At 71.7% G+C, this 11,736-nt stretch carries 9 protein-coding genes; 5 read left to right on the top strand and 4 right to left on the bottom strand.

Annotated features, from left to right (window positions below; genetic code table 11):
• Positions 1–66: 66 nt before the first annotated feature.
• From ABEB03_RS43925 to mtnA, 4 genes are read right to left on the bottom strand one after another with little or no spacing between them, the layout of a single operon-like run.
• On the bottom strand, positions 67–1,920 hold the full coding sequence (locus ABEB03_RS43925) for an LpqB family beta-propeller domain-containing protein (protein ID WP_345658718.1): 1,854 nt from the start codon (positions 1,918–1,920) through the stop codon (positions 67–69).
• Positions 1,895–3,979 carry an MtrAB system histidine kinase MtrB gene (gene mtrB / locus ABEB03_RS43920; protein ID WP_345658717.1) on the bottom strand — a complete coding sequence of 695 codons (2,085 nt, stop codon included), beginning with the start codon at positions 3,977–3,979 and terminating at the stop codon, positions 1,895–1,897. Before mtrB ends, ABEB03_RS43925 begins: the two co-directional genes overlap by 26 nt.
• Before the next feature lies 1 nt (position 3,980).
• Positions 3,981–4,670, bottom strand: coding sequence for a two-component system response regulator MtrA (gene mtrA, locus ABEB03_RS43915; RefSeq protein WP_015659998.1), 690 nt, complete (start codon positions 4,668–4,670; stop codon positions 3,981–3,983).
• An 8-nt stretch (positions 4,671–4,678) separates the two neighbouring features.
• On the bottom strand, positions 4,679–5,824 hold the full coding sequence (gene mtnA / locus ABEB03_RS43910) for an S-methyl-5-thioribose-1-phosphate isomerase (RefSeq protein WP_345658719.1): 1,146 nt from the start codon (positions 5,822–5,824) through the stop codon (positions 4,679–4,681).
• 140 nt (positions 5,825–5,964) lie between these two features.
• Between mtnA and ABEB03_RS43905 the strand changes: the two genes are divergently transcribed.
• The 5 genes from ABEB03_RS43905 to ABEB03_RS43885 are packed head-to-tail and all read left to right on the top strand — an operon-like array spanning position 5,965 to position 11,566.
• The gene (locus ABEB03_RS43905; protein WP_345658716.1) at positions 5,965–7,329 is read left to right on the top strand and encodes a glycerophosphoryl diester phosphodiesterase membrane domain-containing protein; all 1,365 of its coding nucleotides are present in this window, start codon (positions 5,965–5,967) and stop codon (positions 7,327–7,329) included.
• 34 nt (positions 7,330–7,363) lie between these two features.
• Complete coding sequence (locus tag ABEB03_RS43900; protein WP_345658715.1) at positions 7,364–8,080, top strand: DUF4129 domain-containing protein; 717 nt, start codon at positions 7,364–7,366, stop codon at positions 8,078–8,080.
• Positions 8,077–9,267, top strand: coding sequence for a DUF4350 domain-containing protein (locus ABEB03_RS43895; protein ID WP_345658714.1), 1,191 nt, complete (start codon positions 8,077–8,079; stop codon positions 9,265–9,267). The genes ABEB03_RS43900 and ABEB03_RS43895 overlap by 4 nt, the downstream gene beginning before the upstream one ends.
• The gene (locus ABEB03_RS43890; protein ID WP_345658713.1) at positions 9,267–10,256 is read left to right on the top strand and encodes an AAA family ATPase; all 990 of its coding nucleotides are present in this window, start codon (positions 9,267–9,269) and stop codon (positions 10,254–10,256) included. Before ABEB03_RS43895 ends, ABEB03_RS43890 begins: the two co-directional genes overlap by 1 nt.
• Positions 10,256–11,566, top strand: a complete 1,311-nt coding sequence (locus tag ABEB03_RS43885; RefSeq protein WP_345658712.1) for a DUF58 domain-containing protein — start codon at positions 10,256–10,258, stop codon at positions 11,564–11,566. The genes ABEB03_RS43890 and ABEB03_RS43885 overlap by 1 nt, the downstream gene beginning before the upstream one ends.
• The last annotated feature ends 170 nt before the right edge of the window (positions 11,567–11,736 follow it).

Genomic DNA, 11,736 nt, shown 5'->3' with positions numbered 1-11,736 from the left:
GGGCGGCGGGCGGCGGGCGGCGGGCGGCGGCGGCGGCGGCGGCGGCGGCGGCGGCGGCGGGGACCCCTATCCGGGATAGACCGGCGCCGTCCCGTCCTTGACGACCTTCTGCCACTGCTCCCCGGAAGAGAGCCGCACGATGCCGTCCTCCTCCGAGTGCGCCACCAGCGGCAGCCGCTCGTCCTCGGACGCGGCGATCTCCTTGACGCCCGTCAGCGTCGAGGGCGCAGTGCCGACCGGGGCGGAGCCGTCGACCTGGACGTACCGCATCTGCTGGACGCCGTCCTGCTCGCGTCCGATGACCACGAGCCGGCTGTCCCCGGCCCACGACATCGCCGTGACCTCCTCCAGCTGAGGCGCAACCGAGCGGGGTTCGAGGATCGACACGGTGGGCTGGTCGCCGCTGGTGTCCCGGACGATGCGTCCGATCTGCAGCGAGCTCTTCCCGTCCTTCTCGACGATCAACGCGATCCGCACCCCGTCGGCGGCCACGCGCACCGCCTCGATGCGCCCGTCGAGGCTCGGTGTCTCGACCGTCAGCGGCTCGCCCTCGCCCTTGCGCAGCAGAAGCAGCCGGGGCTTCTTCGGGTCCCGGTCGGCCACCCACAGGTCGCCCCGTCCGTCCCAGCTGGGCGTCGTCAGCCGGTCGTCCTCCGTGCGGCCCGCGCTGTGCAGCACGGCCTCACCGAGCGAACCGCCCGACACGAGCGACCCGACGTACAGGGAACTCCCGTCCGTCGACACCCCGGCCGCGCTGCTCTCGTCCCGCGACACCGCCGCCGCCCGCAGCTTCTTGTCGCCCTCGCCGAGCGCGCCCGGCACCGGCTCGGGCTTCTTGTCGCCGTTGGGCATCCGCACGAGCCGCTGCTTGTCGTCGATGAAGTACTGGTACTCGGGGCGGTGCCCCGTACCGTGCGAGGCGACGGTCCCGGCCTGGTTCTCCGTGAGCACGCACAGCTGCGATCCGTCCGACTTCTGCAGCTCCACCTCGTCCACACCGGTGGGCGTCAGGTCCTGGAAGGTGAAAAGGAGTTGGGCGGCCATCCTGGTGCACTGGGACCGTCCGACATGATCCGCCTTGTGGTTCAGCGGAACGGTGACCCTGTTGCGGTCGTCGGGCGACAGCGACTTGACGCCCTTCTTCAGCTCCGTGCCCGAAGGGAAGCTCGACCTGACGACCGGGTCCAGCCAGCGCGTGGGGCCCTTCAGGAGCGCCCGGACCATCTGGGTCATCGGGTCCACCTGCTCGCGCACGTAGACCGGGTCGGCGACGGTCCCCAGCGGGCCGCCGGCCCCCGAGTTCGAGTTCGACGTGTAGTAGTACTTGTTGATCGACACGTAGTTGCGCTGGAAGTCGGACTTGCCCATCACCACGCCCTGCGGCAGCCCGTCGATGCGCCACTGCTTGGTGTCCTTCAGCCGCGTGAGGTGCACCGTCTTGCTGTAGGTGCCGGAGTCGGGCGCGTACGCGTGCTGCCCGTCCACCGTGGCGACCTTGCTGCCGCTGAGCCGGTACAGGGAGTTGCCGTCGGCGCCGTCACGGTTTCCGGCGTTGCCCGACTCGGGGTTCGGCGCGTCCGTGAGTACGGTCGTGGACCGGTACGGGTCCCACGCCTTGCCGGCGCTCTCCGTCAGGTACTTGCGCGCCGTCTCGTACTTCGCGTCGTCGCTCGTCAGCGCCTCGAGGAAGCCCTGCACGATCTCCGCGGGCTGGGCGTCGTCCCTGGGCGGCATCGCGTAGACGCGGACCTGCGAGTCCTGCCTCGGCGTGGACTCGACGCCGCGCAGGTCCCCGCTGTCCGGCATCGACGCGCACCCGGCCAGCAGCAGGGCACCACAGCAGGCGTACGCCCCCACCCGAACCGGACGTCGACGACCACCGCTCCCCTCGCGGTCAACGCCCACGAAATGCCTCCCCATGCCCGAGTTCCTCCGGCTCTGCGCCGTCCCGCCCCCGCTCCTGCCCGGTCCGCTCACCGTCCGTCGGCACGTCGTCCTGACGCCGCACCGATCCGGACGGCCTCGGCACCACCCGTGAGCCGCTGCCCGGCAGCGCCGTCGGGTCGGCCGTGGGCGACGCCCCGGCCATGCGCGGCACTATCGGGCCCCGCGACGGTGCCGCGGACGACGCGCTCCCGCCCGCCTGCTGCTGCACCGGCACCGTGGCCAGCTTGCCGCTGCCGCCGAGCGGCAGACCTGCGTCGTTGAGTCCCCGGTTGCGCCGCGAGTCCTTGGGTTCCAGCGGTATCGGCGACCCCCTGAGCGGTTCGTCCGCGGTCCGCGGCAGTGTCAGCCGGAACTGCGAACCGCCGCCCGGCTCGCCCCACGCCTGGAGCCAGCCGCCGTGCAGCCGCGCGTCCTCAAGGGCGATGGACAGTCCGAGGCCCGTTCCGCCGGTGGTACGCGCGCGTGCCGGGTCGGCCCGCCAGAAGCGGCTGAAGACCCGGGTCGCCTCGCCGGGCTTGAGCCCGACGCCGTAGTCGCGGACGGCGATCGCGACCGCCCCGCCCGCCGAGGCGAGCTTGACGATCACGTCCTTGCCGTCGCCGTGCTCCACAGCGTTGACGACGAGGTTGCGCAGCACCCGTTCCACACGCCGGGCGTCCGCCTCGGCGACCACCGGCTGCAGGTCGCCGACGACGCGTATGTGCGTGCCCTTGCGCTCGGCGAGCGGCTCGGCACCGCTGACCACGCGGCGGACGACCTCCCTGAGGTCTATCGGCTCGGCCTCCAGCGCCGCCGCGCCCGCGTCGAACCGGCTGATCTCCAGCAGGTCCGCGAGCAGCGACTCGAACCGGTCCAGCTGGTCGGCCAGCAGCTCCGCGGACCTCGCCGTCACCGGGTCGAAGTCCACCCGCGCCTCGTGGATGACGTCGGCCGCCATCCGGACGGTGGTCAGCGGCGTACGCAGCTCGTGCGACACGTCGGACACGAACCGCCGCTGCATCCGCGACAGGTCCTCCAACTGCTGGATCTTCAGCTGCAGGTTCTGCGCCATCTTGTTGAAGGCTTCACCCAGGCGTGCGATGTCGTCCTCGCCGGTGACCTTCATACGTTCCTGGAGGCGCCCCGCGGACAGCCGCTCGGCGATCCCGGCGGCCATCCGCACCGGCGTGACGACCTGGCGCACCACGAGCCACGCGATCGCCCCGAGGAGCACCACGACGAACAGACCGGCCGTGGCCAGCGTCCCCTTGACCAGGCTCAGTGACTTCTCCTCCTGCGTCAGCGGGAAGAGGTAGTAGAGCTGGTACGGGTCTCCGTTCGGGTCGTTGACCTGCTTGCCGATGACCAACGCGGGCTGCGACGGCCTGCCGTCCTTGTAGACGACTCGCGTGTAGCTCTGGGCCGCGAGCGTGTTGCTGTCCAGCCGCTCGCGCAGGGACGCCGGCACGCTCACCGTCGGATCGACGTCGCCCGAGTAACGCGGGCCCAGTCCCGCTCCGCCGCCGGCCGCGCTGGAGCTGAGCGTCACCACGTCGAAGGCGCCCTGGCCACCACTGGACAGGGACACCACGAGGTCGCTCATCCACTGACCGACGTTCTTCGACGGACGGCCGTCCGCACTCGAACCGTCGTCACCGTCGGCCGTCACCGCGGCGTCGGCCTTCTGCTTGGCCACCGAGAAACCGCCCGTGGCCTGGCTCTGCGACGCCTTCACCTTGGCGTCCAGCAGGCCGTTGCGGACCTGTCCGATGACGACGAAGCCGAGCAGCAGCACGACTCCGAGCGACATCAGCAGCGTCGTGACGACGATCTTGAGCTGGATGTTGCGCCGCCACAGCCGCATCACGGGCAGCAGCGGACGACGCACCCAGCGCATGAACAACCGGAGGACCGGGCTGCCCTGGACTCCGCCCTGCAGCAGCCCGCCCTCCATGAACCGTCCCCAGCCTGAGCCCGTCATCTTCCGGCCGACAGGCCGCCCCGAACGGACCCCCGACTCGCCGGGCGCCGAAGCGGCACTGTCCCGGGACATGTCAGCTCGGTCCGGCCTTGTAACCGACACCACGGACGGTCACCACGATCTCCGGCCGCTCCGGGTCCTTCTCGACCTTGGAGCGCAGCCGCTGTACGTGCACGTTGACCAGGCGGGTGTCCGCCGCGTGGCGGTAGCCCCACACCTGCTCCAGCAGGACCTCGCGGGTGAACACCTGCCACGGCTTGCGGGCCAGCGCCACCAGGAGATCGAACTCCAGCGGCGTCAGCGCGATCGACTGGCCGTCCCGCTTCACAGAGTGACCGGCGACATCGATGACGAGGTCACCGATGGCCAGCTGCTCGGGCGCCGGCTCCTCCGAACGGCGCAGCCGCGCCCGGATCCGCGCCACCAGCTCCTTCGGCTTGAACGGCTTCACGATGTAGTCGTCGGCACCCGACTCGAGGCCGACCACGACATCGACGGTGTCGCTCTTCGCCGTGAGCATCACGATCGGCACCCCGGACTCCGCCCTGATCAGGCGGCACACCTCGATGCCGTCCCGGCCGGGCAGCATCAGGTCCAGAAGCACCAGATCGGGCTTGGTCTCACGGAAAGCGGCCAGCGCCTTGTCGCCGTCGGCTACGAAAGACGGCTCAAAACCTTCGCCACGCAACACGATGCCGAGCATCTCGGCCAGTGCGGTGTCGTCATCGACGACAAGGACTCGTCCCTTCATAAACGACATCATCCCATTAACTAAATCGTTACCTGGCGTGACCTGTCACACAGCTCGGCAAGCGCCTCAGCCGTCACGGGCGACACGACGCCCTCTTCGGTGACGATCGCCGTCACCAACTCGGGCGGTGTCACGTCGAACGCCGGGTTGTACGCCTGGGTCCCCAGAGGTGCCACCGGCATCCCGCCTCCCGCTTCCACTCCCGCCACCGGCACCTGCGGTGCTGTGACCTCGGTCACTTCATGACCGGCGCGCTGCTCGACCTCGATGGATGCTCCGTCCGGGGTGTCCGGATCCACCGTCGTCAGCGGCGCCACCACGATGAACGGCACATGGTGATATCGCGCCAGCACCGCGAGCGGATAGCTCCCCACCTTGTTCGCCACCGAACCGTCGGCCGCGATCCGGTCGGCACCGATCAGTACCGCGTCCACCTCGCCCGCCGCGAACAGCGACCCCGCCGCGTTGTCCGTGAGCAAGGTGTACGCCATCTCGTTGCGCGCCGCCTCGTACGCCGTCAGGCGAGCACCTTGCAGCAACGGACGCGTTTCGTCCACCCACAGCCGTCGCAGCTTCCCTGTCCGGTGCGCCGCGAGCGCCACCGCGAACGCCGTGCCCTCCCCACCCGACACCAGCGCACCGGTGTTGCAGTGCGTCAGGATCCGGTGGCCGCCGCCCGGCAGCAGCTCGTCGAGCAGCGCCAGCCCGTGCCCGGCCATCCGTGCGCTGGCCTCGGCGTCCTCCCGGTGCAGCGCCCGCGCCGCGGCGAGCGCCGCCGCCGCGGCCTGCTCCTGATCACCGCCGCCGACGAGCGCTGCCCGGTACGCGGCCTGGGCCCGGCGCACACCGACGGCGAGGTTCACCGCCGTGGGCCGCGCCCCGGCAAGCGCCGCGGCGGCCTCGTCCACGTCGAAGCCGCGTACGGCGGCGAGCGCGACGCCGTAGGCCCCGGCGATGCCGAGCAGCGGCGCCCCGCGCACAGCGAGCGTGCGGATCGCCTCCACCAGGGCGGGCGCGTCGGTGCACACCAGCTCGACTTCTTCGGCCGGCAGTCTCGTCTGGTCGAGAAGCACCAGTACGGGGCCTTCGGGGGGCTCGTCCCAGCGGATCACGGGTATCTCCGTCGACCCGCTGTCCTCGCGGGATTGCGCGTACTGATCAGCCATCCGCCCAGTCTGCCCCGTACCGGGCGGACAATTGAAGGTGTGCAGCCCATACGGCGGCCGGTCCCTGGCCGAGCGCACCGTGGCACGATGGCTGCCAAGCTGCCGCCGCGACCGCGGACGGGCACCGTGAAGGAGCGACGATGAACGACACTCCGGGCTGGGCCTCGCCCGGATCTGCCCCCTCCGACGGGCAGGAGCCGGATTCCTCCGGCACCACGCAGCCCACGGACAGGCCCTCGGACCAAGGCGGCACGGACCAGCCGGAGCAGCCCTCGAAGTGGTCCAAGGAGCAGCCCCCGCCCGGCCAGTGGTCCGCTCCCAGCCCGCAGGGCCCAGGCCAGGCCCCACCTCCGCCACCGTCGCCCGCGCAGGGCTGGGGCGGACGGCCCCCCGCCGGAACCGGCGGCCACGGAGGCCAGGGCGGCGGGTACGGCGGCTGGGGAGGCCCCGGCCGTGGAGCCGGCGGCCCCGGCGGTCCCGCCGGCTGGGGAGGCAACTGGGGCGGTCCGCCCCCCGCCGCCAAGCCCGGCGTGATCCCGCTGCGCCCCCTCGGCGTCGGCGAGATCCTCGACGGCGCGGTCTCCACGATGCGCACCTACTGGCGCACCGTCCTCGGCATCTCGCTCGCCGTCGCCGTAATCACCCAGATCGCGGTCATCCTGCTCCAGGGCTTCGTCCTGGACGACAACACCGACACGGACGTCCTCAACGACCCGAGCGCCACGGTCGGCGAGCTGAGCCGCGCCCTCGGCGACACCCTGCTGAGCTCCGGTGTCGTCCTGCTCATCACGCTGCTCGGCACCATCGTCGCCACGGCGCTGCTCACGTCCGTGACCAGCCGCGCGGTCCTCGGCAAGTCGGTGACGACGGCCGAGGCGTGGCACGACGCCCGCCCTCAGCTGCCGAAGCTGTTCGGCCTGACCTTCCTGCTGCCGCTCATCGCCCTCGTGGTCGTCGGCGTCGGCACGCTGCCCGGTCTGCTCGCCGCCCTGGCCGGCGCGGGTGACGCGGGTGCCGCACTCGCCGTCCTCGGCGGACTCGGCATGGGTGTCGTCGCCCTCTGGCTGATGATCCGCTTCTCCCTCGCCTCTCCCGCCCTGATGCTGGAGAAGCAGAGCATCGTGAAGTCGATGCGCCGCTCCTCGAAGCTCGTGCGCGGCTCCTGGTGGCGGGTCTTCGGCATCCAGCTGCTCGCCACGATCATCGCGAACATCGTGGCGTCGATCGTCGTGATCCCCTTCGCGATCCTCGCCGCCGCGCTCAGCGGCGACGGCATGAGCAGCTTCCTCGACAGCAGCGGCGGCGACCTCGGCTGGACGTTCCTCATCGTCAGCGGCATCGGCTCGGTGATCGGGTCCATGCTGACCTTCCCGATCACGGCCGGCGTCACCGTCCTCCTCTACATCGACCAGCGCATCCGCCGCGAAGCCCTCGACCTCGACCTGGCCCGCGCCGCCGGCGTCGAGAACTACGGCGGCTCGACCGGCACCACTTCGGGGAGCTGATGCGGTGAGCCCGGCGGGGGGAGTTCTCACTGCGGTGCTCGCGCTGCCGCACACCGGCGCCGCCGGCGTCCTCGCGCTGCCGCGCGGCGACGAACCACCGGTGACGACGCCTCGCGATCCCGCGCGGGAGGCGGCCAGACGCGAGCTGTCCAAGCGGATGTACCACGAGAACGACCCCAGCCTGGTCCAGCGCGCCCTGAACGCCTTCTGGAAGTGGGTCGACGAACTGTTCAGTGCCGCCTCCTCCGCGACACCCGGCGGAGCACTCGGACTGGTCGTCATCCTGCTGGCGGTGGTCGCGGTCGTGGCCGCCCTGTGGTGGCGCCTGGGCACCCCCCGCCGCACCCCCACGTCGTCCGCCACGCTCTTCGACGACCGCCCCAAGAGCGCCGCGGAGCACCGGGCCGCCGCCGATGCGCACGCCGCCCAGGGCCACTGGAACCAGGCCGTCCAGGAACGGATGCGCGCCATCGTCCGCTCCCTGGAGGAACGCGCCCTCCTCGAACCGCGTCCCGGCCGCACCGCGGACGAGGCCGCCGCGGAGGCGAGCCGCGTCCTGCCGGCCCACACAGACCGACTGCGCACCGCGGCCCGGGACTTCGACGACGTCACATACGGCGGCAGGGCCGCCGACACGCGCGCGTACCACCGTCTCACCGAACTCGACGGCGAGCTGGAACGCACCAAGCCCGTCCTCACCAGCAACGCGCAGAGCACGGCCCACAACGACCGCCAGGGGGCCGCCTCATGACGGAGGCCACCCTCCCGTCCACCTCGGTCTCGCCCACCGCCCGCCAGGTGTGGACACGCGGCCGGGGCATCCTGCTCGCCGCCGTGCTCCTGTTGGCCGCCGCGATCGCGATCGCCGTGGTCCGCTCGGACGCCCGACACGGCCGCCTCGATCCGCGCTCCGCCGATCCCTACGGCAGTCGCGCCGTCGCCGAACTCCTCGCCGACCGGGGTGTCTCCACGCGCGTGGTCACCACCCTGGACGAGGCCCGGGCCGCGGCCGATGCCGACACCACGCTCCTGATCGCCGCCCCCGACCTGCTGACCGAACGTCAGCAGAGGCTCCTGCACGCGGCGACAGCGAACTCCGGCGGCCGCACCGTCCTCGTCTCCCCGGGATCGCCCTCCGTCGGCACCCTGGCCCCCCAGGTCAGCGCCGACCCCGCGGTCAGTTTCGACTCGACGCTCTCCCCCGACTGCGCCCTGCCCGCGGCCGGACGAGCGGGCAGCGCCGACACGGGCGGCGTCCGATACACCACACCCGCCCCCGACGCCGACAGGTGCTACCCCAGCGACGGCCTGCCCACGTTGCTGCGCATCCCGGCGGCTTCCGGGAACGGCGACACCGTCGTCCTCGGCGCCCCCGACATCTTCTACAACGATCGCCTGGACGAGCAGGGCAACGCCTCGCTCGCCCTCCAACTGCTCGGTTCCCGCTCCCACTTGGTCTGGTACCTCCCCTCGCTCTCCGACGACTCGGCCACCGACACCGGCGACCAGGGTTTCTTCGACCTGCTCCCCTCAGGCTGGCTGTGGGGCACGCTGCAACTCTTCATCGCGGCAGCCCTGGCCGCCCTCTGGCGGGCACGACGACTGGGCCCCCTCGTGCTCGAACGACTCCCCGTCGCGATCCGCGCCTCCGAAACCGTCGAAGGCCGCGCCCGCCTCTATCGCAAGGCCGACGCCCGCGACCGTGCCGCGGCGGCCCTGCGCTCCACCACGCGCACCCGCCTCGCCCCCCTCGTGGGCGTGCCCCCCGCGCAGGCACACGCGCCCGAAGCCCTGCTCCCCGCCCTGTCCGCCCACCTCCAGGGCGACGGCCAGACCCTGCACCCCCTCCTCTTCGGGCCGCCGCCCCACGACGACGCGGCCCTCGTCTCCCTCGCCGACCAACTCGACGCCCTCGAAAGAGAGGTACGCCGTTCATGATGGACCCGACCACTGACAACGCCGGGTACACCGGGGATCCGGGCACCGCCCGCACCTCCCTGGAATCCCTGCGGGCCGAGATCGCCAAAGCCGTGGTCGGCCAGGACCCCGCCGTGACCGGTCTCGTCGTCGCCCTCCTCTGCCGCGGACACGTTCTCCTTGAGGGAGTCCCCGGGGTCGCCAAAACGTTGCTCGTCCGCGCCCTGGCATCCGCACTCGACCTCGACACCAAGCGGGTCCAGTTCACGCCGGACCTGATGCCCAGCGACGTCACCGGCTCCCTGGTCTACGACGCCCGCACCGCCGAGTTCTCCTTCCAACCCGGCCCGGTCTTCACCAACCTCCTCCTGGCCGACGAGATCAACCGCACCCCGCCCAAGACACAGTCGTCCCTCCTCGAAGCGATGGAGGAGCGCCAGGTCACGGTCGACGGCACCCCGCGCCCGCTCCCCGACCCGTTCCTCGTCGCCGCGACCCAGAACCCCGTCGAGTACGAGGGCACCTACCCTCTCCCCGAAGCCCAACTGGACCGCTTCCTCCTCAAACTGACGATCCCTCTCCCGTCGCGCCAGGACGAGATCGACGTCCTCACCCGTCACGCCGAGGGCTTCAACCCGCGCGACCTGCGCGCCGCCGGCGTACGCCCCGTGGCGGGGCCCGCGGACCTGGAAGCCGCGCGGACCGCCGTCGCCAAGACCGCCGTCTCCCCCGAGATCACCGGCTACGTGGTGGACATCTGCCGCGCCACCCGCGAGTCGCCGTCCCTCACCCTCGGTGTGTCCCCCCGTGGTGCGACCGCCCTCCTCGCCACCGCCCGTGCCTGGGCCTGGCTGACCGGCCGCGACTACGTCATCCCCGACGACGTGAAGGCCCTGGCCCTGCCCACCCTCCGCCACCGCATCCAACTGCGCCCCGAAGCGGAGATGGAGGGCGTCACGGCCGACTCCGTCATCAACGCGATCCTCGCCCACGTCCCCGTCCCCCGCTGATGGCACTCACCGGACGCACCGCCCTCCTGGCGGCCATCGGCTCACTGCCCGTCGGCATCCTGGAGCCGAGCTGGTGGGGCATCCTCGCCGTGAACGCCCCGCTGGCCCTGGCCTGCGCCTGCGACGCCGTACTGGCGGCACCCGTACGGCGTCTCGGCCTGACCCGCTCGGGCGACACCTCCGTACGCCTCGGCGAGACAGCTGACGTCACGCTCACCGTCACCAACCCGTCCGGTCGCCCCTTGCGTGCCCGCCTCCGTGACGCATGGCCGCCGAGCAGCTGGGAGCCTGGCACCGAGACGGCCGCCTCGCGTCACCGCCTCACCGTCCCGCCCGGCGAGCGACGCCGTCTGACGACCCGTCTGCGCCCCACCCGACGTGGTGACCGCCAGGCCGACCGCATCACGATCCGCTCGTACGGTCCTCTCGGTCTCTACGCGCGACAGGGCAGCCACCAGGTCCCGTGGACCGTGCGCGTCCTGCCTCCCTTCACCAGCCGCAAGCATCTGCCGTCCAAACTGGCCCGGCTCCGCGAACTCGACGGTCGCACCAGCGTGCTGACCCGCGGCGAAGGCACGGAGTTCGACAGCCTTCGCGCATACGTCCCCGGCGACGACACCCGTTCCATCGACTGGCGCGCCACGGCCCGCCATTCCACGGTCGCCGTCCGCACCTGGCGCCCCGAACGCGACCGGCACATCCTTCTGGTCCTCGACACCGGCCGCACCTCCGCCGGCCGTGTCGGCGACGCACCGCGCCTGGACGCCTCCATGGACGCGGCCCTCCTGCTCGCGGCCCTGGCGTCCCGCGCCGGCGACCGCGTGGACCTCCTCGCATACGACCGCCGTGTTCGTGCGCTCGTCCAGGGCCGCGCGTCCGGCGAGCTCCTCCCTTCCCTGGTCAACACGATGTCGACCCTGGAACCGGAACTCGTCGAGACCGACGCACGGGGCCTCACCGCCACAGCGCTGCGCACGGCCCCTCGCCGTTCCTTGATCGTCCTGCTGACGAGCCTCGACGCGGCCCCCATCGAGGAGGGCCTCCTTCCCGTGCTCTCACGCCTCACCCAGCGGCATACGGTCCTGGTGGCCTCCGTGGCAGATCCGTACGTCGCCCGAATGGCGGCGTCGAGGGGAAATCCCGAGGCGGTGTACGCGGCTGCGTCCGCGGCTCAAGCCCAGGCGGAACGCCATCGCACCGCGGAACAGCTGCAACGCCACGGTGTCACCGTCGTCGATGCTCCCCCGGAAGACCTCGCCCCGGCTCTCGCCGACGCCTATCTGGCCCTCAAGGCAGCCGGCCGGCTCTGACCGCACAACAAAAAAGGGCCCCTCGATCCGAGGGGCCCACTGCAATCAAAGAAGCCGCTGCGAAAAGTCACCATAAACGCAGAAAACCCCCGTACCGGTATCCCGGTACGGGGGTTTTCTTCAATATTAGTTCGGCGGCGTCCTACTCTCCCACAGGGTCCCCCCTGCAG

Source organism: Streptomyces siamensis, from assembly GCF_039543605.1.
In the GTDB taxonomy this organism is placed as follows: domain Bacteria; phylum Actinomycetota; class Actinomycetes; order Streptomycetales; family Streptomycetaceae; genus Streptomyces; species Streptomyces siamensis.
Note: the sequence above shows the minus strand (reverse complement) of the source record. Positions and strands in the feature narration are given on the sequence as shown.

Coding starts and splice junctions, on each gene's coding strand:
- ABEB03_RS43925 (WP_345658718.1), bottom strand. CDS start 1,920: ATGGGGAGGCATTTCGTGGGCGTTGACCGCGAGGGGAGCGGTGGTCGT.
- ABEB03_RS43890 (WP_345658713.1), top strand. CDS start 9,267: ATGGACCCGACCACTGACAACGCCGGGTACACCGGGGATCCGGGCACC.
- ABEB03_RS43885 (WP_345658712.1), top strand. CDS start 10,256: ATGGCACTCACCGGACGCACCGCCCTCCTGGCGGCCATCGGCTCACTG.
- ABEB03_RS43895 (WP_345658714.1), top strand. CDS start 8,077: ATGACGGAGGCCACCCTCCCGTCCACCTCGGTCTCGCCCACCGCCCGC.
- mtrA (WP_015659998.1), bottom strand. CDS start 4,670: ATGATGTCGTTTATGAAGGGACGAGTCCTTGTCGTCGATGACGACACC.
- mtnA (WP_345658719.1), bottom strand. CDS start 5,824: ATGGCTGATCAGTACGCGCAATCCCGCGAGGACAGCGGGTCGACGGAG.
- ABEB03_RS43905 (WP_345658716.1), top strand. CDS start 5,965: ATGAACGACACTCCGGGCTGGGCCTCGCCCGGATCTGCCCCCTCCGAC.
- mtrB (WP_345658717.1), bottom strand. CDS start 3,979: ATGTCCCGGGACAGTGCCGCTTCGGCGCCCGGCGAGTCGGGGGTCCGT.